General features: G+C 65.7%; 23 protein-coding genes and 1 pseudogene. 17 read left to right on the plus strand and 7 right to left on the minus strand.

Features of this window, described 5'->3' with window-relative positions; genetic code table 11:
- Positions 1–11: 11 nt before the first annotated feature.
- The 3 genes from ihfB to rpsA all read right to left on the minus strand — a co-directional run bounded on the left by ihfB (position 12) and on the right by rpsA (position 3,306).
- On the minus strand, positions 12–296 hold the full coding sequence (gene ihfB, locus J5J86_RS21115) for an integration host factor subunit beta (RefSeq protein WP_209101822.1): 285 nt from the start codon (positions 294–296) through the stop codon (positions 12–14).
- A gap of 124 nt (positions 297–420) precedes the next feature.
- Complete coding sequence (gene sppA, locus J5J86_RS21120; protein WP_209101825.1) at positions 421–1,392, minus strand: signal peptide peptidase SppA; 972 nt, start codon at positions 1,390–1,392, stop codon at positions 421–423.
- Positions 1,393–1,608: 216 nt separating this feature from the next.
- Complete coding sequence (gene rpsA / locus J5J86_RS21125) at positions 1,609–3,306, minus strand: 30S ribosomal protein S1 (protein ID WP_209101828.1); 1,698 nt, start codon at positions 3,304–3,306, stop codon at positions 1,609–1,611.
- Between the two features lie 870 nt (positions 3,307–4,176).
- Between rpsA and J5J86_RS21130 the strand changes: the two are divergent.
- Positions 4,177–4,350 (plus strand): annotated as a pseudogene (locus J5J86_RS21130) (DUF736 domain-containing protein); the annotation flags it as partial.
- Positions 4,351–4,434: 84 nt separating this feature from the next.
- Here J5J86_RS21130 and J5J86_RS21135 read toward each other — a convergent pair.
- Positions 4,435–4,683, minus strand: coding sequence for a helix-turn-helix domain-containing protein (locus J5J86_RS21135; protein ID WP_209101830.1), 249 nt, complete (start codon positions 4,681–4,683; stop codon positions 4,435–4,437).
- Between the two features lie 253 nt (positions 4,684–4,936).
- Here J5J86_RS21135 and J5J86_RS21140 point away from each other — a divergent pair, with 253 nt between their 5' ends.
- From J5J86_RS21140 to J5J86_RS21195, 13 genes are all read left to right on the plus strand, one after another.
- Positions 4,937–5,197, plus strand: coding sequence for a DNA -binding domain-containing protein (locus J5J86_RS21140; RefSeq protein ID WP_446698636.1), 261 nt, complete (start codon positions 4,937–4,939; stop codon positions 5,195–5,197).
- A gap of 118 nt (positions 5,198–5,315) precedes the next feature.
- Complete coding sequence (locus J5J86_RS24535) at positions 5,316–5,657, plus strand: transcriptional regulator domain-containing protein (protein ID WP_247657750.1); 342 nt, start codon at positions 5,316–5,318, stop codon at positions 5,655–5,657.
- A complete protein-coding gene (locus tag J5J86_RS21145) occupies positions 5,578–6,048 on the plus strand; it encodes a DUF2285 domain-containing protein (protein WP_247657751.1) in 471 nt (156 codons plus the stop codon). Before J5J86_RS24535 ends, J5J86_RS21145 begins: the two co-directional genes overlap by 80 nt.
- 121 nt (positions 6,049–6,169) lie before the next feature.
- On the plus strand, positions 6,170–6,451 hold the full coding sequence (locus J5J86_RS21150) for a helix-turn-helix transcriptional regulator (protein ID WP_209101848.1): 282 nt from the start codon (positions 6,170–6,172) through the stop codon (positions 6,449–6,451).
- A gap of 8 nt (positions 6,452–6,459) precedes the next feature.
- Positions 6,460–7,569, plus strand: coding sequence for a replication initiator protein A (locus J5J86_RS21155; RefSeq protein ID WP_209101851.1), 1,110 nt, complete (start codon positions 6,460–6,462; stop codon positions 7,567–7,569).
- Positions 7,566–8,219, plus strand: a complete 654-nt coding sequence (gene parA, locus J5J86_RS21160) for a ParA family partition ATPase (RefSeq protein WP_209101854.1) — start codon at positions 7,566–7,568, stop codon at positions 8,217–8,219. The genes J5J86_RS21155 and parA overlap by 4 nt, the downstream gene beginning before the upstream one ends.
- On the plus strand, positions 8,216–8,467 hold the full coding sequence (locus J5J86_RS21165; protein WP_209101857.1) for a hypothetical protein: 252 nt from the start codon (positions 8,216–8,218) through the stop codon (positions 8,465–8,467). Before parA ends, J5J86_RS21165 begins: the two co-directional genes overlap by 4 nt.
- The gene (locus J5J86_RS21170; RefSeq protein WP_209101860.1) at positions 8,464–8,985 is read left to right on the plus strand and encodes a DUF2840 domain-containing protein; all 522 of its coding nucleotides are present in this window, start codon (positions 8,464–8,466) and stop codon (positions 8,983–8,985) included. The genes J5J86_RS21165 and J5J86_RS21170 overlap by 4 nt, the downstream gene beginning before the upstream one ends.
- Positions 8,982–9,527 (plus strand): S26 family signal peptidase, encoded by a 546-nt coding sequence (locus J5J86_RS21175; RefSeq protein ID WP_209101863.1) that lies wholly within the window; start codon positions 8,982–8,984, stop codon positions 9,525–9,527. The genes J5J86_RS21170 and J5J86_RS21175 overlap by 4 nt, the downstream gene beginning before the upstream one ends.
- A gap of 1 nt (position 9,528) precedes the next feature.
- Entirely contained in the window at positions 9,529–10,191 is a 663-nt protein-coding gene (locus J5J86_RS21180; RefSeq protein ID WP_209101865.1) for a lytic transglycosylase domain-containing protein, read from the plus strand.
- Positions 10,192–10,434: 243 nt separating this feature from the next.
- Complete coding sequence (locus J5J86_RS21185) at positions 10,435–12,174, plus strand: relaxase/mobilization nuclease domain-containing protein (protein WP_209101869.1); 1,740 nt, start codon at positions 10,435–10,437, stop codon at positions 12,172–12,174.
- Between the two features lie 21 nt (positions 12,175–12,195).
- On the plus strand, positions 12,196–14,187 hold the full coding sequence (locus tag J5J86_RS21190; protein ID WP_209101872.1) for a conjugal transfer protein TraG: 1,992 nt from the start codon (positions 12,196–12,198) through the stop codon (positions 14,185–14,187).
- Between the two features lie 5 nt (positions 14,188–14,192).
- On the plus strand, positions 14,193–14,639 hold the full coding sequence (locus J5J86_RS21195) for a CopG family transcriptional regulator (RefSeq protein ID WP_209101874.1): 447 nt from the start codon (positions 14,193–14,195) through the stop codon (positions 14,637–14,639).
- 232 nt (positions 14,640–14,871) lie between these two features.
- Here J5J86_RS21195 and J5J86_RS21200 read toward each other — a convergent pair whose 3' ends face one another.
- The 3 genes from J5J86_RS21200 to J5J86_RS21210 are packed head-to-tail and all read right to left on the minus strand — an operon-like array spanning position 14,872 to position 18,316.
- A complete protein-coding gene (locus J5J86_RS21200) occupies positions 14,872–15,369 on the minus strand; it encodes a PIN domain-containing protein (RefSeq protein ID WP_209101876.1) in 498 nt (165 codons plus the stop codon).
- On the minus strand, positions 15,369–17,864 hold the full coding sequence (locus J5J86_RS21205) for a DNA methyltransferase (protein ID WP_209101878.1): 2,496 nt from the start codon (positions 17,862–17,864) through the stop codon (positions 15,369–15,371). The genes J5J86_RS21200 and J5J86_RS21205 overlap by 1 nt, the downstream gene beginning before the upstream one ends.
- Entirely contained in the window at positions 17,861–18,316 is a 456-nt protein-coding gene (locus J5J86_RS21210; protein WP_209101880.1) for a MerR family transcriptional regulator, read from the minus strand. The genes J5J86_RS21205 and J5J86_RS21210 overlap by 4 nt, the downstream gene beginning before the upstream one ends.
- A gap of 438 nt (positions 18,317–18,754) precedes the next feature.
- Here J5J86_RS21210 and trbB point away from each other — a divergent pair, with 438 nt between their 5' ends.
- From trbB to J5J86_RS21225, 3 genes are read left to right on the plus strand one after another with little or no spacing between them, the layout of a single operon-like run.
- A complete protein-coding gene (gene trbB, locus J5J86_RS21215) occupies positions 18,755–19,726 on the plus strand; it encodes a P-type conjugative transfer ATPase TrbB (protein ID WP_209101882.1) in 972 nt (323 codons plus the stop codon).
- Positions 19,723–20,055, plus strand: coding sequence for a TrbC/VirB2 family protein (locus J5J86_RS21220; protein WP_209101883.1), 333 nt, complete (start codon positions 19,723–19,725; stop codon positions 20,053–20,055). Before trbB ends, J5J86_RS21220 begins: the two co-directional genes overlap by 4 nt.
- Positions 20,055–20,324 carry a VirB3 family type IV secretion system protein gene (locus tag J5J86_RS21225; protein WP_209101884.1) on the plus strand — a complete coding sequence of 90 codons (270 nt, stop codon included), beginning with the start codon at positions 20,055–20,057 and terminating at the stop codon, positions 20,322–20,324. The genes J5J86_RS21220 and J5J86_RS21225 overlap by 1 nt, the downstream gene beginning before the upstream one ends.
- The last annotated feature ends 11 nt before the right edge of the window (positions 20,325–20,335 follow it).

Raw genomic sequence — 20,335 nt, forward strand, 5'->3', positions numbered from 1 at the left:
CACTTGCTGCTTCATTTGCCCAGGTTGAGACGCTCGCGCATCTCCTTGCCGGTCTTGAAATAGGGCACCGCCTTCTCGGACACGTCCACCTGCTTGCCGGTGCGCGGGTTGCGGCCGGTGCGGGCGTCCCGTTGCTTGACGGAGAAGGCGCCGAAGCCGCGCAGCTCCACCCGGTCGCCCCGCGCCAGGGCCGAGACGATCTGCTCCAGGATGGCGTTGACGATATTCTCCACGTCCCGCTGATAGAGGTGCGGATTGGCCTCGGCGATCTTCTGGACGAGCTCAGACTTGATCATGGCGGCGCTAAAATCCCTCGAGGTCACAGGAGCGGGAGTGGCACTATCTCTACCAGCTTTGGTCCAGGTTGCGTCCCGTCTTGGTGAAAGAAAATGCGAGTTTCCTGCCGCAACCGCAAGGGGTTTAGAAGCCGGATTGAGGGTGCCAGAGGGCCAGGAGGCCGTCAAGCTGAGCCCGCTCCAGCGCGCCTTCCGCAACCTGCGACATCACGCGCCCAAGTCCTGCAAGGCCGAGGCCCTCCAGCACATGGCGGGTGCCGGCGGAGAGCCAGCCGAACTCGTCTCCCACGGACCGTGTGCTCCAGGTCCGGGTGCGCAACCGCTCGGGGACGCCCTTTTCCCGTGCCAGCCACTGGCGCGCGGTGCGCTCGTCGCCCAGTTCGTCCACCAATTGCAGTTCAAGGCCCTGGTGGCCGGTGAAGACGCGCCCGTCGGTCACCGCCGCCAGCTTGGCATCGGAGAGCTTGCGCCGCTCGGAGACCAAGCCCTTGAACCAGGCATAGCTGTCCAGCACCAGCGAATTGATGGCGGCGCGCGCCTCGGGGCTGGTGGGTTCGTACATGTTGGGCGAGGCCTTCAATGGCGAGGACTTGATGTCCTCCACCGTGATGCCCACGCTCTTCAGCAGTTCCGTCACATTGGGGAACTGGAAGATCACGCCCACGGAGCCCACGATGGCATTGCGGCGGGCGACGATATGGTCTGAGCCCATGGCGGCGATATAGGCGCCGGAGGCGGCCATGCCTTCCACCACCGCGACGGTGGGCTTCTTCTCGGCGAGGCGCCGCAGGGCGTTGTAGAGCTGCTCGGAGCCGGTGACCGTGCCGCCGGGGCTGTCGATGGACAGGATGACGGCCGAGGCATTGGACTTGGCGATGCGCTCGATCATCTCCACCCGGTCGCGGTCATTGCGGATGAGGCCGCCAATGACGATGCGCGCCACATGGGGCGCGGTGTCGAGGGAGGCGCGCCCGAAGGCGGCATAGCCGCCCGCGCCGAGGGCCACCACCAGCACCGCCACGGCGAAAACGCGCCAGAAGGTGAGCTTGCGCCTCAGTCGGCGGCGATCAACGATCTGGTCGATGTCCAGCGACATCCTCTTGCCTCTTCCGCTTCCCCGCAGCCGCTGCACTTAAACGGCACCCGGCGCGCTTTTGCAATGGCGCCGGGGCCAAGGCCCAGGTTGCGCCGGGCGCCAGACATGAAAAAGGCCGGCGCGAGGCCGGCCTTTCCGTTGGTTGCGAGACGCCGGCAGCGGGCTGCCGGCGCGAGGTCGACCAAGGCGCGTGAGACAGGCTGACGCGCCCGCGTCTCACTCCTTGCCTTCGGCGCGCTGCTTGAGCGCGGCACCCAGGATGTCGCCCAGCGAAGCGCCGGAATCCTGCGAGCCGTACTGCGCCACGGCTTCCTTCTCCTCGGCGATCTCGAGCGCCTTGACGGACACCTGCACCTTGCGCGCCTTGCGGTCGAACAGGGTGATGCGGGCATCCAGCTTCTCGCCGACCGAGAAGCGCTCGGGGCGCTGGTCGTTGCGATCGCGGGCCAGCTCGGAGCGCTTGATGAAGGCGCTGAGGTCGGTGCCGGTCAGCTTCACCTCGATGCCGCCGTCCTTCACGTCGGTGACTTCGCAGGTGACGATGGCGCCCTTCTTGACGTCGCCGGCATCGGCGAAGGGGTCGCCGGCCAGCTGCTTGATGCCAAGCGAGATGCGCTCCTTCTCGACGTCCACGTCCAGCACCACGGCCTTGATCACGTCGCCCTTGCGGAACTCGTCGATCACCTGCTCGCCGGGACGGTTCCAGTCCAGGTCGGAGAGGTGGACCATGCCGTCCACGTCGCCGTCGAGGCCCAGGAACAGGCCGAACTCGGTCTTGTTCTTGACCTCGCCCTCGACCACCGCGCCGGGGGCATACTTCTCAGCGAAGGCTTCCCACGGATTCTGCAGGGTCTGCTTGAGGCCGAGCGAGATGCGGCGCTTGGCGGGATCCACCTCGAGCACCTGAACTTCCACTTCCTGGGAGGTGGAGACGATCTTGCCGGGATGGACGTTCTTCTTGGTCCACGACATTTCGGAGACGTGGATCAGGCCTTCGATGCCCGGCTCCAGTTCCACGAACGCGCCGTAGTCGGTGATGTTGGTGACGCGACCCTTGAAGCGGGCCTCCACCGGATACTTGGCCTCGATGCCTTCCCAGGGATCGCCCAGGAGCTGCTTCATGCCGAGCGAGATGCGGTGGGTCTCGTGGTTGATCTTGATGATCTTCACCTTCACCGTCTGGCCGATATTCAGCACTTCGGTGGGGTGGTTCACGCGGCGCCAGGCGATGTCGGTGACGTGCAGCAGGCCGTCAATGCCGCCGAGGTCCACGAACGCGCCGTAATCGGTGATGTTCTTCACCACGCCCTCGATGGCCTGACCCTCTTCGAGGTTCTGGACCAGCTCGTGACGCTGCTCGGCGCGGGTTTCCTCGAGGACGGTGCGGCGCGACACGACGATATTGCCGCGGCGACGGTCCATCTTGAGGATCTGGAAGGGCTGCTGATTGTGCATCAGCGGGCCGACGTCGCGGATGGGACGGATGTCCACCTGCGAACGGGGCAGGAAGGCCACGGCGCCGTCGAGATCGACGGTAAAGCCGCCCTTGACCTGGTTGAAGATCACGCCGGTGACCTTCTCGCCGGCATTGAACGCCTTTTCGAGCTTGACCCAGCTCTCCTCGCGGCGCGCCTTGTCGCGCGAGAGGACGGCTTCGCCCATGGCGTTCTCGACGCGCTCGAGATAGACCTCGACCTCATCGCCCACCTTGATGGCGCTCTCGCGGCCGGGGCCGGCAAATTCGCGCAGGGCAACGCGGCCCTCGGTCTTCAGGCCGATATCGATGATCGCCAGATCTTTCTCGATGGCGACAACGATACCCTTGACGACGGCGCCTTCATTCACATCGGCGCGGCCGAAGCTCTCGTCGAGCAGGCTGGCGAAGTCTTCACGCGTGGTTTCTACGAAGGACATCTAGTCTCCGAACTGTCTTGGCGCCGGCGTCTTTGGAATGGACGCCCGTTCCCCACGGGTGGCCCGGTCGACACCCGGGCCGCCACCGGACGGACCGATGGGCCGGCGCTGAGGCCGTGCGGAACGATGCATATGGATGTGGCGTCGGGTCATGAACCGCACGTCGGCCAGGGCGGGCATCCTCCGTCGATGGAAGCACGTATCCCGCGCTTCCTGCCCGCCGGTACGGCCCACGCCATGAAGGGTGCTGTCCCGGACGGCGGTTACGTAGTGGACAAATGGCGCAATGGCAAGGGGCCGCGCGGATTTTCCGGCGTTTTGGACGGGTGCGGCGCACCAAGTCGGGCTTCTCGCCTAAGGGTTTGCGGAATGGCGGTATCATATGGCGCATTTGGTGGCTAACGGTTGGCCCCAGGTTTCCACACCCCACGCGCCGCCCCCTCCCTCTCCCTCCCCCGCCTTGCGGGAGAGGGGACTTTGGTGCGCCCAGTCGGGGCGGTGGCCCTGCTTTGGCTCGGCGTCTGTCACCCCAACCTCTCTCCCGGCGGAACCGGCCCCTCTCCCGCAAAGCGGGGGAGGGTCGGGGAGGGGGCAAGGACGCAACGCCGCACTCATGCGCGCCCCTCTGACGCCCCCAGCACCTTCATCCCCCGCCTCCCTGGTCCAGGGCGACAAGGGCGAGCACAAGCTCATCTGGTCGCGATGACCGGCCAAGGGCGCTCCGCTTCCCGCGGGGCGCCCGCCTTCCATCCTCGCAATTATGCGGAGCAGAACCCCCGCCGAAACAGGCGGCAACGCAGACCTCACAGGCCAGTGCTCCGCATAATCCCGTTCTCCGCATAATCAGTCTTATGTGGAGCTCCACATAACGCCGAGATCGGCGCCGCCTGGTCCAAGCGCTCCACTGAGGGCCGCGACTATCTGGGCCTCAAGCTCGACGATCCGAGCTTCACCGCCGCCATCTACGCCAACCTCTTCGATGACGAGGACGGCGAGAATTTTTCCCTCATCTGGTCCCGCCCCAACGGGCGCCGCGGGGACTGATGCGCGGACCGCATCCCCGGCCACCGAGGCCGGGGATGCATTCCATCGGCAAGCAGCGAATATCGAGATGGCTAGAATAGAGCCCTACTTGTCGCCGTCGGGATCGGTCTCGGTCGGGACTGTCGGCCGACGCAGGAGTAGGTCGGATGCCTCGACGCCGAGAACCGAGGCGAGCCGGTCCACCACATCGATGCTTGCGTTGTAAACGCACCGCTCGAGCGAGCTGATATAGGTGCGGTCAATGTCCGCGAGGTGCGCAAGCTCCTCCTGCGACAGCCCCTTGGCCAGCCGCAAGGCCCTCAGATTGCGCGCGAACACCTCTCGGATCTCCATGGCCGAGAGAGCAGTCGCTTGATGAGTATTTCACCACGGAGTATTCTCTACATAGCCTGGACCGCCGTGTTTCAGCGGTCCCTTCGCGCCTCTCGCCGTGGGCATCAGAGGGACAGTGGATCAGGTGTCCTAACCGACAACGCGGCGTTCGGCTTTGCGAGTGCCCATGATAGAATGTTTCCAAACGTAACCTCACGCCGTCGCCGACGGCTTGGCTTGCGACAGAAGAAACGGCAGCCTGCGGGGGATGAGCGTGGCCAAGGCGTTTGATGACAAGGCGCCGTCCGGTCAGGAACTGACCGCCTATGACCTCACCCATATCAAGCTCTATATGCGCCTCCTCGACGCGACCGCTGAAGGAGCCGACTGGCAGGAAGTGGTGGTCGTCCTGTTCGGGATTGATCCAGCGCAGGAGCCTGCCCGCGCCCGCGCGGTCCATGACAGCCATCTGGAGCGCGCCCGCTGGCTCGCCCAGACAGGCTATCGCGATCTGCTCCCGCATCGCGTCAACTAGCGCCGCCGGTCCAGGTGATGCGCGCGCCGCATCACCTGTTGCCCGTGAGGTGCGTTCTGCCTCGCGATGCAATCCTTAATTGCTGATCCCAACGGCATGCACCGTCTGGGAGTCGCTCATGAAGCCCGATACGTCGCACTGGCGAGACAGTCGGACCTACGACTATTTCGATGATCTCTCGGTAGAGGGATTGGCCTGGGAGTGCCTGAGACGGGATCCATCCTACCAGCAAGCCTATCGAGACCTTATGGACGCCGAGAGAGCGGCTGCACCTCTCCCGGCCGAGGCCGAGCATCTCTGGGGGTTGCGATGTCCCCGCGAAACCCTCGCTCCCCGCGACCCGTCAGCCCGTCCACTGGTCCCCACGGATCAATCCAGCCGTGACCGTCCTCGCCGAGCTTCCCGACCATCTGCTGAGCACAGGCACGGCGCCGCACGCTGCACCTGCCGAACCACCTGATCATGCGGCGCCACCGTACCTTCTGCTTACTGTCTTTGAACCCGGCGCATCGATCGCCGCGCTGATCCCCTTCGACGACGACATGCCCTGCCGCATCGAGGCGCTGAACCGCCTCTGGCATGCGCAGTGCGGAAAGCGGATTCCACCCGACACCCGAATGACCCGCCAGCAGCGCGGCCGCCTGCGTCTGATGCTTCAAGCCTGCGATGGACGAAACCGGGGCGCGAGCTACCGTGACATCGCGGAGGCCATCTTCGGCACAGAGCGGGTCGCGGCCGATCCCTGGAAGACGTCTCCCCTGCGCGACCGCATCATCAGCCTTGTGGAAGGCGGCACCGGCCTGATCGCCGGCGGCTATCTGCGGCTATTCCGCCACCGTCGCCGCACGTGAGGGGTGGGGATTTTAGCCCCCCAATCTTCCCCATCCCTCCCGACATTCCTCCTCCGCCACCGTGGTCACCGTCCGCCGCCGCACTCCGGCGGCACCCGCCACGCCCACGGAGGCCCGCTCCATGCGACCCGATCTCGCCACCCTCCCGCCGCGCTACCTGCGCACCAAGGAAGCCGCCGCGTTTCTCAGCCTGTCGGCCCGCACGCTTGAGAAGCACCGCACCTATGGCACCGGCCCCGCCTATCGCAAGCTCGGCGGGCGCGTCGTCTATTCCATCGACGACCTCCAGGCCTGGACCGAGCGCGGCGCGGTCACCTCGACCTCCGATCCGCGCGGCTCCGTCCTGCCGGCCAAGCGCCATGCGCTTGCCGCCGGTTCGTTCGCCGGCCGCGCCGCGCGCTGAACGCCCCCATGGCGGCGCGGCATCACAGCCTCTCGGAGCGCGGACAGCTCGACTTGTTCCGCGCCCTGCCGGGCGACTTCGCGCCACGAGATGCCCAGGATCTCATGGCCTATCCCTTCTTCTCCCTCTCCAAGACCCATCGCGTGGCGCCGATCGATTTCCGGACCGGCAGCATCGCCATCCGGGTCGAAGCCGTGCCCAACCACGGCATGGCGACGATCTGGGACGCCGACATTCTCATCTGGGCCGCCAGCCAGATCGTTGAAGCCCGCGACGCGGGGCTTCGCACCTCGCGCCTGATGGCGGCGACGCCCTATGAGATCCTCACCTTTGTCGGACGCGGCACCTCCCTGCGCGACTATCAGCGCCTCAAGGCCGCGCTCGACCGTCTCCAGTCGACGACAGTGTCGACCACCATCCGACAGCCGGCGGAGGGGCGCCGGCACCGCTTCTCCTGGATCAATGAATGGCAGGAGCGCACCGACCGCAACGGCCGGCCCGATGGCGTCGACCTCATCCTGCCGGACTGGTTCTACCGCGCCGTACTCGACGACGCCCTCGTGCTCACCATTGACCGGGCCTATTTCGAGCTGACGGGCGGACTGGAGCGCTGGCTTTACCGTCTGGTGCGCAAGCATGGCGGGCGGCAACAGGATGGGTGGCGGTTCGATTTTCGGCACCTGCACCAGAAGTCGGGCAGCCTGTCGCCGTTCAAGCGCTTCGCCTTTGAGCTCAGGGATCTGATCCGGCGCCAGCCGCTTCCCGGCTACATGCTGTTCGTTGAGGTCGAGGTCAGCGGCCGGCTGATGCTGGCCTTCGAGCCTGCCACGCCCTGTGGACAGCCTGTGGATAGCCTCGTGCTATCGGGAACCCGGACTATCGTGCCATCGGGAACCGGTCTCTCGTGCTATCAGGAACCCAAACCGGCTTTAACTCCCTGTCCTAAATTAGAAAATCGCGCCCTTAACTTAGAGTCTAACCCAGAATCTAACTTTAAGAGGCGCGCGAGCGCTTTTGCGAGCGCCGTCGATCAGCCCCGACTGGGGGCGAAGTGGCCGGGAAAGACGCCGCCTGACAGCGTCTCACAGACGCCCCCTCGCTCGAGGGGGCATCGATGATCGTCGCGCTCCTCAACCAGAAAGGCGGGGTCGGCAAGACGACGCTTGCGCTGCATCTCGCCGGGCAATGGGCCCGGCAGGGACAGCGGATCACGCTGATCGACGCCGATCCGCAGGGCTCCAGCCTCGACTGGTCGCAGCAGCGCAGCCGCGAGGGCCTGCCGCGGCTGTTCGGTGTCGTCGGGCTCGCCCGCGATACACTCCACCGCGAGGCGCCCGAGCTTGCGCGTGACGCTGATCACATCGTCATCGATGGACCGCCCCGCGTCGCCGGGCTGATGCGCTCGGCGCTGCTCGCCGCCGATCTGGTGCTGATCCCGGTGCAGCCTTCGCCCTTCGATGGATGGGCCTCGGCCGAGATGCTGGCGCTGATCCGTGAGGCGCGGATCTACCGCCCAGCGCTGCTGGTCCGGTTCGTCCTGAACCGCTGCGGCGCCCGCACCGTTCTCGCCCGCGAGACCGCGCGGACGCTGGCCGACCACGATCCTCCTGTGCTGGCCGGCACCATCGGCCAGCGCATCGCCTTTGCGGCAGCCGCGCAATCCGGACGTCTCGTTTTCGAGCGCGACGATGCGGGGCCGGCCACGCGCGAGATCGCCGCGGTGAGCGCCGAGATCAATGGTCTCGACCTCGGGAGGCAAGCGCGATGAGCGAACGCCCGATCCGCCGGGACTTCGCCTCTCGACCTGCCGATCCCGAGCACTGGGTGAAGGCGGCGGATGTCTCGACCGAAAGCCGCCCGGGCGCCGCGTTCGCCGCGCGCCTCACCATCGATGTGACGTCCGAACTGCGCGGCCGGATCAAGGTCGCCGCCTTCCGGCGCGGCGTCACCGTCGCAGAGATGCTGCGCGACCTCCTCGCGCGTGAATTCCCTCCCACATCAGGAGACCAGCCATGAGCGCGGCGTTTGCACCCCGTGCGGCAAGCACGGCTTCCGCCTCCAGCCCCCCGTCCGATACCCTGACCCATGTCGAGCTGACCCATATCGAGAAGCGCATCGAGAACTGGATCCGCTTCGGCCATCACGCACATGAGCAGCTTCTGGATCGCCGCCGGCGCATCCTCTCTTTCCCTCCCGGCTGCATCTTCGCCTTTGTCCGATGGGCGTCGAACGACTTCGGTACCGTAGCCTCCCGCCTCGACATCGTGCGCTGCGTGGCGCCAGGCGAGAGCTACCAGACGCTGCCCTTCGTGCGGCCCGGTGGCGAGATCCTGCTGCGAGTGGATGGCTGGCCGAAGGTCGAGAAAATCCTGCAGCACATCGATGCGATCGAGGCGATCGGCATTGATCCGGCGACCGTCGCTCCTGACCATTGGGGGCATGTCGCCCACCGCACCAGCGTCGGCTTCGAGCCACGCGCTTATACAGCAGAGCGCCATCAGGCGTGGCTGAAGCGGCAGGAGTGCGGTCAATGAACCGCGCCGCCTATGTGCTGATGGCTGCGGCCGCCAGCGTCGGTATGGCCTACGCCGCCACGCTGCCGACGCCGCTGAAGCTGATCTGGAATGTCTCGGCGAGCGTCCCTATCGGGCTCTATGCTCTCGAGCCGGCCGATGCTCTCGAGATCACCGATCTGGTGGCGGTGATGCCGCCGCCACCGCTCGCTGCGTTCCTCATCGCGCGTGGCTATCTCGGCGAAGGAACGCCGCTGTTAAAGCGCGTGATGGGGCTTCCGGGACAGGATGTCTGTCGCCTCGGCAACGCCATCACCGTCGATGGCGCGCCGCTTGGCGAAGCGCTGCCGCGCGACCGCATGGGCCGCGATCTGCCGGTATGGCAGGGATGCCGGCGCATCGCGCCTGGCGAACTGTTCCTGATGAACCCGGACGTCGGCGACAGTCTCGACGGGCGCTACTTCGGCCCGATTCTGGCAACGATCGTCATCGGTCGTGCGATGCCACTGCTCACGGATGAAGCCGGCGACGGCGCCTTCGTCTGGCGCGCGGCGGTGCGCTGACATGCGTCGCTCGGCGCTCTTCCTCGCATCCGCACTGTTGATCGGCGTCGCTTCGCCTAGCTCTGCCACCGCGCAGACCATGTCGCAGATCCTGGCGAATGCCGTCACCTCCTACGCCACCTTTATCGACGAAGCTGCGCAGCGCTTTGAGCTTCCGGCCAACTGGATCCGTGCGGTCCTGCAAGCCGAGAGCGGCGGCGATCCGCGCGCCGTATCGCTTGCCGGTGCCATGGGGCTGATGCAGATCACGCCCGCGACCTGGGACGAGCTTCGCGTCCATCACGGTCTCGGCGCTGATCCGTTCGACCCGCGCGACAACATCCTCGCTGGCGCCGCCTATCTGCGCCAGCTCCATGACCGCTATGGCAGCATCCGCGCCATGCTCGCGGCCTACAATGCCGGGCCGACGCGCTATGAGGCGTCGCTTGCCGGCAAGCCGCTGCCGCCGGAGACGCGTACTTACATCGCGGCTCTGGCGCCGATCATCGACAAGGAGTTTGCAGCCGGCGGTACCGCATCGGTGCAGCCAATGGCGCAAAACTGGCGCGAGGCTCCGCTGTTCGCCACGCCGCCCGCGCGCAGCAATCCCACCGATGCCGGGTTCCTCCTGCAGCGATGGGGAGCGCTGTTCGTTGTACCTTCGCCATCGCGGAGGGCGCCATGACGAGGCGGACCTGCTTTCGCATACTGTCGGGTTCTGGCGTTCCGTGGCGAGGAAGGAGGCGCAGGACAGGAACCACGACCGCACGAGGGCAGGATAAAAGCGCGCACATTGCGCGGCGGTCGGGGTGTTGTTTCTGCACGTCTTTCCTGCGCCTTCGGCACCTTGCGGAGCCAAACCACAATGTTTGCGCGTGCCGCAAATGGTTCCGCATCAACGATTTTCCGCACATTGCGAGACTTCGCCATGAGCGATGACCGCGAGTTCCGCGTCCGTCCCGGCCGCATCCGCTCGACGCGCGCCCAGCAGGCTCGCCCCTTCGTCGCCCAGGCGCTTGCCGCGGCCCGGAAGGCCGGCGGCGGGGTCTCCCGTTCGGCCAAGATCGCCGCCGGCAACCGATCGCGCTTTGGCAGCGGGCAGATCGCCAGCCTTCAGGCCAGCCGCCGGATCACGCCGCACTCACGCGGCGCCATGATGAAGGCCCGCGTCGTCCGACACACGGCCCGCGCCGGCTCGCTCGGACAGCACCTCACCTATCTCCGCCGCGAGGGGGTGACTCGCGACGGCGAGAAGGCGCGGATGTTCGGTCCCGAGATCGACAGCGTGGATGTCGACGCCTTCACCAAGCGCTGCCGCGAGGACCGTCACCATTTCCGCTTCATCGTCTCGCCCGACGACGCCCTGGAGATGGAGGACCTGCGGGCCTTCACCCGTGACCTCGCCCGGCAGATGGAGAAGGACCTCGGCACCGGTCTCGACTGGGTCGCTGTCGATCACTGGAACACCGAGCATCCCCATGTCCATCTGATCGTGCGAGGCCGCCGCGACGATGGCCAGGACCTCGTGATCTCCCGCGACTACATCAAGGAGGGCATGCGCGATCGCGCCCGTGACCTGATCACCCAGGAACTCGGCCCGCGCACCAAGCTCGATATTCGCCAGAGTTTGGAACGCCAGATCGAGGCCGAGCGCTGGACCGAGCTCGATCGGCAGCTCATGCGCGAGACCCGCGAGAGCGGCATCATCGACATGGCGCCGGCTCCCGGCCGGCAGCCGGACGAACACCATGCGCTGAAGATTGGGCGCCTCCGAAAGCTCGAGGCGCTCGGCCTCGCCAAGGAGATCGGCAATGCCCAATGGGTGATGGAGCCGGAGGCAGAGGCCACCCTGCGGCAGCTTGGTGAGCGCGGCGATATCATCAAGCGAATGCACCGCGCTCTGACCGAGCGGGGGATCGAGCGCGGCACGGCAAGCTACGTCCTCGCCGCCGAGAGCCTCGATGTGCCGGTCATCGGCCGGCTGGTCGCGCGCGGTCTCGATGATGAACTCCACGGCTCCGCCTATGCCATCGTCGATGGCGTGGACGGGCGCTCCCATCACATCCGGCTGCCCGATTTTGATGCCGCTGGCGATGGCGCGCCGGGCTCTATCGTCGAGCTGCGGACCTTCGATGATGCGCACGGCAAGCGACGTGTCGCACTCGCCGTGCGCTCCGATCTGGACCTTGCCCATCAGGTGACGGCCACCGGTGCCACCTGGCTCGACCGACAGGCCATTGCGCGTGACCCCGTTGCTCTCTCCGACGGCGGCTTCGGCGCGGAGGTGAGCCAGGCGCTTGACCGGCGTGCCGACCATCTCATTCGCGAGGGCATGGCCGAGCGGCAGGGACGGCGCATCGTCTTCGCCCGCAATCTCATCGAGACGCTCCGCCGCAGGGAACTGGAGGCCGTCGGCGAGAAGCTTGCCGCTGAGACCGGCCTGCCGTTCAACAAGGCCGGCACCGGCGACTATGTCGCCGGCACCTATCGCCAGCGCCTTGTGCTCGCCTCCGGTCGCTTCGCCATGCTCAATGACGGGCTCGGCTTCCAGCTCGTACCGTGGTCGCCCTCGCTGGAGCGTCAGCTCGGCAAGCATGTCTCCGGCGTCGCCCGTGATGATGGTGGCGTGGACTGGAGCTTCGGTCGCAAGCGCGGCCTTGGCCTCTGACGGCAGAGAAGGATCATCACCATGTCGGCGACGAAAATCCTCTGGGGGCAGATCCTCACGGTCCTGCTGATCGTGCTGGCGGCGATCTGGGGCGCAACACAATATGTGGCCTGGAGCCTCGGCTTTCAGGCCCAGCTGGGCGCCCCGTGGTTCGCGTGGCTCGGACTGCCGATCTATTACCCGCCGGCCTTCTTCTGGTGGTGGTACTTTTTCGATGCCTATGCGCCGGAGGTGTTTTTCCGGGGCGCGCTGATCGCCGCCTCTGGCGGTTTCCTCTCCATCGCCGTCGCCATCGCCCTGTCGGTGTGGCGGGCGCGGGAGGCCTCAAAGGTCGAGACCTATGGTTCGGCGCGCTGGGCCGAAAAGGAGGAAGTCCGCGCCGCCGGGCTGCTCGGCACGGATGGCGTCGTGCTCGGTCGGTATGAACGCGACTATCTACGTCATGACGGGCCCGAGCATGTGCTGTGCTTCGCGCCAACCCGGTCCGGCAAGGGTGTGGGCCTGGTTGTGCCCTCGCTGCTGACCTGGCCGGGATCGGCCATCGTCCATGACATCAAGGGCGAGAACTGGCAGCTCACCGCCGGCTTCCGCGCCCGGCATGGCCGCGTGCTGCTGTTCGATCCGACCAACGCCAAGTCCGCCGCCTATAATCCGCTGCTGGAAGTGCGCCGCGGCGAATGGGAAGTCCGCGACGTCCAGAACATCGCCGACATTCTCGTCGATCCCGAAGGCTCGCTGGAAAAGCGAAACCACTGGGAGAAGACCAGCCACGCGCTGCTTGTCGGTGCCATCCTCCACGTGCTCTATGCCGAGACGGACAAGACGCTCGCCGGCGTCGCCGCCTTCCTCTCCGATCCGAAGCGGCCGATCGAGACGACGCTCGACGCCATGATGAAGACCGGGCATCTCGGCGAGGCTGGCCCGCATCCCGTCATCGCCAGCGCCGCCCGTGAGTTGCTGAACAAATCCGACAATGAGCGCTCGGGCGTGCTCTCCACCGCCATGTCCTTCCTCGGCCTGTACCGCGATCCGGTGATCGCCGAGGTGACGCGGCGCTGCGACTGGCGCATCGCCGATATCGTCGGCGGCAAGGCTCCATCGACTCTCTATCTCGTGGTGCCGCCCTCCGACATCAACCGCACCAAGCCGCTGATCCGCCTGCTCCTCAACCAGATCGGTAGGCGCCTCACGGAAGACCTGCAGGCGAAGGGTGGGCGCCATCGTCTGCTGATCATGCTCGACGAGTTCCCCGCGCTCGGCCGGCTCGACTTCTTTGAATCGGCGCTCGCCTTCATGGCCGGCTATGGATTGAAAGCCTTCCTCATCGCCCAGTCGCTGAACCAGATCGAGAAGGCGTACGGGCCGAACAACTCCATCCTCGACAACTGCCATGTCCGCGTGAGCTTCGCCACGAACGACGAGCGCACTGCCAAGCGGGTATCCGATGCGCTCGGGACCGCGACCGAGATGAAAGCGATGAAGAATTATGCCGGTCACCGGCTCTCGCCCTGGCTCGGTCATCTCATGGTGTCCCGCTCAGAGACCGCCCGCCCGTTGCTCACGCCCGGCGAGGTCATGCAGCTGCCGCCCACGGACGAGATCGTCATGGTCGCCGGCACACCGCCGATCCGGGCAAAGAAGGCCCGCTACTATGAGGACGTGCGCTTCCGGGATCGACTCTTGCCGCCGCCAACGCCCTCTCGTGGCCTCGCTGCCCAACACGATGACTGGACCGCTCTGCCGTTGCCAAGGCCACAGGAGAGCACGGCCGGGAGCACCGCGGACGAAGGTCGAGACGATGACCCGACCGGCTCCGAGCACCGGCATCAGCCCGAGCTCAGCCGCGTGAAGCCGGTCGAGAAAAGCCAGCCCATCGAGAATGAGTTCGAGTTCGACACGGATCGCGACGACGAGATGGACGACGTCGCCACTAGGAACCGGCGCATGACCGGACTGATGCAAGGCGTCGCCCGACAGGTCAGCCTCAATCCCAATGACGGTATGGAGCTGTGATCGCCATGGCAGGTCGCACGAAGAAAGCGCAGATCTCGGTCTACCTCGAGCCCGACCTCATGGACATGTTGGCGCAATACGCCGCCCAGCGTGACCAGTCCATGTCCCTGATCGCCCAGGCCGCAATCGCCTCCTTCCTGTCGCCCGACAGCGCCGAGCGCCAAGAGGCCGCTCTTGCCCGGCGCCTCGGTCAGATCGATCGCCGTCTCGCGCGGCTGGAGCGGGATCTCAGTATCTCGACCGAGGCCTTCGCCACCTTCATCCGCTTCTGGCTCGCCACCACCCCCGCGCTGCCAGAACCCGCCGCCCAGGCCACGCGGGCAAAGGTCTCCGAGCGCTACGCTGCTTACACCCGCGCGCTCGGCCGGCGGCTCGCGAAGGGACCGCAGCTGAGGCAGGAGATTGTGGAGGATGTTGCGGGATCGGAGAATGACGGGGCCAGCCGGAGTTGAGCCATAACTGCCCCTCGACCGCCAATTCGGCGACGTCCGCTTTGCGCCCCCATGTCAGTCGTTTCAGCTGACGCTGACATTTCCCAGAAGCGGACATCCCAGACCGACCACTGGCGGTCGTGGTGCACCATGAGCAGCTATTCGGCTCAGCGCCCCCTTTGCAGACAACGAAGGGCACGCTGAACTATCGCCGAAAGCAGCCATTCGACGTCTCGGCATTGAGCCAAAGAAATCAAATAACTTCTATACGGAGCTCCGCAATCGCGGGGCAAAAACGGTCGGCGAGACGCCCGTCGCTTGTCAGTAGAAGATAATCACGCTCGACGGCTTGCGCGACAATCCAGAGGTCGTTCTCGTCAACCTGAAGTATTTGACCTGAGGCCCTATCCTGCCAATTTTCGACCCATCGCGGCGGCCGGCGCGCGAGGTCGAGATAGTGGTCGGCGAGGCGTGCCTTGACGTCTCCATAGGCTTCCGCAGTGTGGCGACCGACTTCCGCCAGAGGATAGCTGGCGGCTTGAACCAGCGTATGGCGGATATGGCTAATGTCCTGCCCGGCACGTTGCGCGGCCTCCATTCCATAGCGCAGCTCAGCGAGGACGATCGCCGACAGATAGATGAGGTCTTTCTGGTTGAATGCCTGCGCGCGGGCCTTAACCGCCTCGAAATTGGAACGTCGCGAGTCAAACAGCACCGACACGAAATTGGTGTCCAGGAGGATCTGCTCCATCAGGCAAGGAACCTGGAGAGTGCGTCATTCTCCTCCGCAGGCGCGGGTTTGAAGACATCGAGCACCCACGCGCCTCGATTTGGGCCGTGATCCCTGGTAAGCCATTCGAAAAGCGGCACATATCCCTTCAAATCTCTTGGCAGCCAGCCGCGGAATTCGTGAAGCACGGGCCGCTCCCGGCCTTCGAAAAAATCGAACAGCTGCCGCTCGAGACGCGGCGGTAAGTCATAGCCGTCGAGCACCAGCGCATCGATCCACACGAGCAGACGATTGAGCCGCGCATCGCAGTCGACCGGAAGTACGGTGTTGAGTTTCTCGTGTAGCACCGCTTGATACTCACGGACTGCCTCGCCGAGTGCCGCGGTATCGAGCTTGCGCGGCAACGGCATGCCAGCAAGCATCACGTTGGTGAAATCGTGATCGGTCGAATGTTCGGTCACATAGGCGTTGGCTAGTGGGCCATTGAGGATCGCGGCGAGCGCGTCGACCCCGAGTTCGCCAGTTGGCCAAATGCCAGTGAACTGCTGCGAAGCCCAAAGCCCACTGGCATCGGCAGCGGCTGCAAGTCGCCACGGACCGCGCGACGAGCGCTGGTTGTTAATAAGAACCTTGGGCTTTCCCCAAGGGCGCGCCAGCGGTCCCGGATAGAGATTGAGTTCCGGATCGATGCTCAGCCAGACGGGCTTCATCAGATGAAACGGAGCCAGACTGTCCCCGGGCTTATAGATGCCGCGCTCGCGCAGAGGGCCGTCTTTCTCGAATACGCCTGCGCGTTGGGAACGCCACTGGAGGCCGCGGAAAATCTCCGCCTGCTCTCCTAGCCGAGGTGCATCCCCCAGATATGACCACAACGCTTCCAGGTTACTGACCCACAAATCGCCTTTGGGAGCGGCCCGCACGGCCTTCCGAACCGAGCTGACGCTTCCGTCAGCGAGGAACTGTGCCCTGGCGCTATCCGCTACTGTCATGGCGGTCAGCCGTAATGGCTTTTCGGCATTCTCGATTGCGCGACGTTCCGTCGCGATCACTAAGGCGCACGGGTAAGTCGCTTTCTCGAAAATCCGGTCAGGGAGTGAGACCAGCTCGACGCGGCCATACGCGGCAGCCAGCCGCTGCCGGAGCTTGCTATACTTTGTCTGCTGCAGCACCCCTCGCGGCAGAACGAAACCGAGGGCCTCGGGACCCGCGTCGATGGCGGCATGTAGCGCGACCATCGCCTTCGATGGCGAGATCGCAAATGCTTCAGGATAGTCGACCCGTTCCTCGGCGGTGAAGTCTTCGAAAGGCGGGTTGCACAGGATCAGCGTCGTGTCCTTGAGGAATGCCGCCAGCGCCCCCGCCTTGAACAGATCGGTGGAACTCAAATGCCAGCCATTGGCGTTCGGATAATCGGCCAGAATCAGCGAAAGTCTTGCGACCTCACACGCGAAGGCGTCGAGCTCGGCGCCAGCCATGCGCTCGACCAGGAACTGGTGCCGCTCTGCCGCCGGCCATTCGGGCGGCAGCAGATCGCGAAGCTCGCGCAGCGCCGCGACGAGGAAGATGCCGGCGCCCGCGAACGGCTCGGCGATTCGCACCTTCGCCGGATCGCAGCGCGATAGATTAATCCGGCTGAGAACATATTCTGCAACCGGGCGCGGGGTGCTATGCGTGCCGAACAGCTTTCGCGTGTCCGCGGTGACCAGCGTATTCTCATAGACGAAAGCGAGACTGTCAGACGAGATGTTGCGGAGCGAGATCGACTGGCGCAGCCGTGCCCAAGCGGCGGCGATGTCGTCGGCTGCGACGGCGGCGACATCGGTTCCGAGCAGGCCTAGTCTGTAATATCCTTGGATGCCGTCGAGCACCGTAGCGACATCTTCCTGCGCCCAGCCTGCAGCGGCCGGATGTCCGCGATCGATCAGAATCTTGGCCGCGAGCAACCGGAATGTCAGCCGGAACGCCGCCTTCTCACGATCTCCCCCTGATTGGGAAGGCAGCAGCAGGTCGAGCACCTCAGCCATTGTCCGATGGAGCTTGTGCTGCACCTCCTGCTCGATCGCTGGCAGCAGGCCGAGATCAATGAAATCGAACTGCACGGGGCCACGCGGCAGACCCAACGCCTTTGCGCGATGCAGCGCTTGCGGCGTCCAACTGTCGCGGCGCCTCGCGAACAGGGCAGGCAATTGGTCGACAGGAAGTCGCTCAAGAAGCCGGGGCGCCGTACGCGCACCAACGGCCCACACGCCGACGTCGTCGCCGTCGATCGAGAAGAAGATCGGCGCTCCGAGCGCACGATTGGCCATGACCGCGGCCGCGCTGTTAGGCGCGTCCTCAACCACACCGAACGCCGCAGAGCGGAAGGACTCGGGGGTCTGGGTGAAGGCCGCCAGCGCGACCGTTCGGGTCTCGGCGGCGGGACCGAGCACGTCCGCAAAGCTATAGGCGCGATGCATCGCGCCTGCCTCGTAACCGAGACTGCGCAAGCCTTGCTCGATCGAGGCAAGCGCGCTCATCGGATCCGCACCGCACGAAACAGCGGCAACTGCCCGCTGTGGTCCTGCGGCGCGAACTCCGCCTCAAGCACGTCGAGATGCGGATTGAGCCGCAGGAACAAGGTGTCGGGATCGCCATCGCCGACGCGGACCATTCCCTCGGAAAGGAGCTCGCCATGTTCCATGGCGCGCAACGCCAGCACGCAGCCGCGCAATGTCGGGAAGGGTACCCCCGAGAAAAGGTCCCGCAACGCATGCAGGAGATCCTTATGCGCCTGCAGCTCGATACGGAACTGCTCGCGCAGGACCACGGCGATCCGCAATAGCAGGACCGTCTGCCAGCTGTAGAGCGCGGGCCGTCCTGGTCCGCCCGCGTCGATATCCGGTGGAATGAGGTCGCGGCGCTGCGCCCACTCCCGAAGCTGATTGGCGGTCAGCCCAGTGAGGCTTTGCACGCGGCCGGCCGGGATCATGATCGTCGATCTCCTAAAATGGGCACGATGACCACTTAATCATCCGAAGCGGGTATGAAGCCCATTAAGGCACATTAAGTGGGCATCATACCCGATTCAAGCCTGTTCTCAACGCTGAAGCTCGCTGACTACTTCGGTGATGCACAGGCTCGGGGTGCTGCCGGCAAGCGACTGTGCATGTCACAGTAATGGCAAATGCGAATGTCAGCTATTCGAGGTTCGACCTTGCGAAGCTGCCAGTCCGCTCCCGGCCCCAAACCGGCCGTTCGCTGCAGCCGCAGCGAACATTGGCCTATGGCGCACCTCCGCCGTTCGCCTGTCATTGCACGCCACGCTGCGACGCGGGAGGAAACCTGTTGAACCGGCCTAATATCGGGCTCTTTTAATCATCCCCACCCGGGATGAGATCGTCATGACCCCGGCATTGTCGGGATTGGGATGGCGGCAGCACATCATCATCAGGGTTTTGCCCGCGGCGCGCGGATGCTGCGCACGGCGCTCGGGACGGCGATCGCTCGGCATCTGGAAGACCCGACCGTCGTCGAGGTGATGCTGAACCCCGACGGAAGGCTGTGGATCGACCGGCTCTCGGAGGGACTATCCGACACGGGTGAGCGGCTCTTGCCCGCTGACGGCGAGCGCATTGTTCGGCTCGTCGCGCACCATGTCGGCGCCGAGGTTCACGCTGGCTCCCCGCGTGTTTCAGCCGAGCTACCCGAGACGGGAGAACGGTTCGAGGGCCTTCTGCCGCCGGTCGTGGCGGCCCCGACTTTCGCCATCCGCAAGCCCGCCGTCGCGGTGTTCGTCCTGGAGGACTATGTCCGCGCCGGGATCATGTCCGGCGGACAGGCCGAAGCCTTGCGCCGGGGCGTTGCGTCCCGCGCCAACATCCTGGTGGCCGGCGGCACATCGACCGGCAAGACGACGCTCACCAATGCGCTACTCGCCGAGGTCGCGAAGACCTCCGATCGCGTTGTTCTCATTGAGGATACGCGCGAGCTGCAATGCGCGGCGCCGAACCTCGTCGCCCTGCGCACCAAGGACGGCGTCGCCTCGCTGTCCGAGCTCGTCCGTTCGGCGCTGCGGCTGCGTCCCGACCGCATCCCCATCGGCGAGGTGCGCGGCGCAGAGGCGCTCGACCTCCTCAAGGCCTGGGGCACCGGCCATCCCGGTGGCATCGGCACCATCCATGCCGGCAGTGCACTCGGCGCGCTGCGGCGCATGGAGCAGCTCATCCAGGAAGCCGTCGTCACCGTCCCGCGCGCGCTGATCGCCGAGACCATCAATCTCGTGGCAGTGCTCTCGGGCCGCGGCGCGGCGCGCCGACTCACCGAACTCGCCCATGTCGAGGCACTCGGCCCCGATGGCGACTACCGCGTCACCCCTGTCATCACCGGAGATCCCACATGATCCGATCGCTCCATCGCGCCGGCAGCGCAGCCCGGCTGGCCGTGTCTGCCACCTGCATCAGCCTGATGGCCACGGCCAGCGCTCATGCCTCTGGCTCGTCCATGCCGTGGGAAGCGCCGCTGCAATCCATCCTTCAGTCGATCGAGGGGCCGGTCGCCAAGATCATCGCCGTCATCGTCATCATCTCGACCGGGCTGGCGTTGGCCTTCGGCGACACGTCGGGTGGCTTCCGGCGGCTGATCCAGATCGTGTTCGGCCTGTCGATCGCCTTCGCCGCCTCGAGCTTCTTCCTGTCGTTCTTCTCCTTCGGCGGCGGAGCGCTCGTCTGATGGCCGAGACGGTTGAGGTTCCCGGCTTCAGCGTACCGCTCCATCGGGCGCTGACCGAGCCGATCCTGCTCGGCGGGGCGCCGCGCGCCATCGCCATCGTCAATGGCACGCTCGCCGGGGCCCTGGGTCTCGGCCTGCGCCTGTGGCTGGTCGGCCTCGCCATCGGGGTGATCGGCCATCTTGCGGCGATTTGGGCGGCGAAGCGCGACCCGCTCTTCGTCGAGGTGGTGCGGCGGCATCTGCGCATCCCGGCGCACCTCTGGGTCTGAGCGAGACGCGC

The sequence above is a fragment of the Aquabacter sp. L1I39 genome (genome assembly GCF_017742835.1).
Taxonomy (GTDB): domain Bacteria; phylum Pseudomonadota; class Alphaproteobacteria; order Rhizobiales; family Xanthobacteraceae; genus L1I39.

Excerpts from the sequence above, each read along its gene's own strand:
- ihfB (WP_209101822.1), bottom strand. The coding sequence starts at position 296 with ATGATCAAGTCTGAGCTCGTCCAGAAGATCGCCGAGGCCAATCCGCAC.
- sppA (WP_209101825.1), bottom strand. The coding sequence starts at position 1,392 with ATGTCGCTGGACATCGACCAGATCGTTGATCGCCGCCGACTGAGGCGC.
- rpsA (WP_209101828.1), bottom strand. The coding sequence starts at position 3,306 with ATGTCCTTCGTAGAAACCACGCGTGAAGACTTCGCCAGCCTGCTCGAC.
- J5J86_RS21135 (WP_209101830.1), bottom strand. The coding sequence starts at position 4,683 with ATGGAGATCCGAGAGGTGTTCGCGCGCAATCTGAGGGCCTTGCGGCTG.
- J5J86_RS24535 (WP_247657750.1), top strand. The coding sequence starts at position 5,316 with ATGAAGCCCGATACGTCGCACTGGCGAGACAGTCGGACCTACGACTAT.
- J5J86_RS21150 (WP_209101848.1), top strand. The coding sequence starts at position 6,170 with ATGCGACCCGATCTCGCCACCCTCCCGCCGCGCTACCTGCGCACCAAG.
- J5J86_RS21155 (WP_209101851.1), top strand. The coding sequence starts at position 6,460 with ATGGCGGCGCGGCATCACAGCCTCTCGGAGCGCGGACAGCTCGACTTG.
- parA (WP_209101854.1), top strand. The coding sequence starts at position 7,566 with ATGATCGTCGCGCTCCTCAACCAGAAAGGCGGGGTCGGCAAGACGACG.
- J5J86_RS21165 (WP_209101857.1), top strand. The coding sequence starts at position 8,216 with ATGAGCGAACGCCCGATCCGCCGGGACTTCGCCTCTCGACCTGCCGAT.
- J5J86_RS21170 (WP_209101860.1), top strand. The coding sequence starts at position 8,464 with ATGAGCGCGGCGTTTGCACCCCGTGCGGCAAGCACGGCTTCCGCCTCC.
- J5J86_RS21175 (WP_209101863.1), top strand. The coding sequence starts at position 8,982 with ATGAACCGCGCCGCCTATGTGCTGATGGCTGCGGCCGCCAGCGTCGGT.
- J5J86_RS21180 (WP_209101865.1), top strand. The coding sequence starts at position 9,529 with ATGCGTCGCTCGGCGCTCTTCCTCGCATCCGCACTGTTGATCGGCGTC.
- J5J86_RS21185 (WP_209101869.1), top strand. The coding sequence starts at position 10,435 with ATGAGCGATGACCGCGAGTTCCGCGTCCGTCCCGGCCGCATCCGCTCG.
- J5J86_RS21190 (WP_209101872.1), top strand. The coding sequence starts at position 12,196 with ATGTCGGCGACGAAAATCCTCTGGGGGCAGATCCTCACGGTCCTGCTG.
- J5J86_RS21195 (WP_209101874.1), top strand. The coding sequence starts at position 14,193 with ATGGCAGGTCGCACGAAGAAAGCGCAGATCTCGGTCTACCTCGAGCCC.
- J5J86_RS21200 (WP_209101876.1), bottom strand. The coding sequence starts at position 15,369 with ATGGAGCAGATCCTCCTGGACACCAATTTCGTGTCGGTGCTGTTTGAC.
- J5J86_RS21205 (WP_209101878.1), bottom strand. The coding sequence starts at position 17,864 with ATGAGCGCGCTTGCCTCGATCGAGCAAGGCTTGCGCAGTCTCGGTTAC.
- J5J86_RS21210 (WP_209101880.1), bottom strand. The coding sequence starts at position 18,316 with ATGATCCCGGCCGGCCGCGTGCAAAGCCTCACTGGGCTGACCGCCAAT.
- trbB (WP_209101882.1), top strand. The coding sequence starts at position 18,755 with ATGGCGGCAGCACATCATCATCAGGGTTTTGCCCGCGGCGCGCGGATG.
- J5J86_RS21220 (WP_209101883.1), top strand. The coding sequence starts at position 19,723 with ATGATCCGATCGCTCCATCGCGCCGGCAGCGCAGCCCGGCTGGCCGTG.
- J5J86_RS21225 (WP_209101884.1), top strand. The coding sequence starts at position 20,055 with ATGGCCGAGACGGTTGAGGTTCCCGGCTTCAGCGTACCGCTCCATCGG.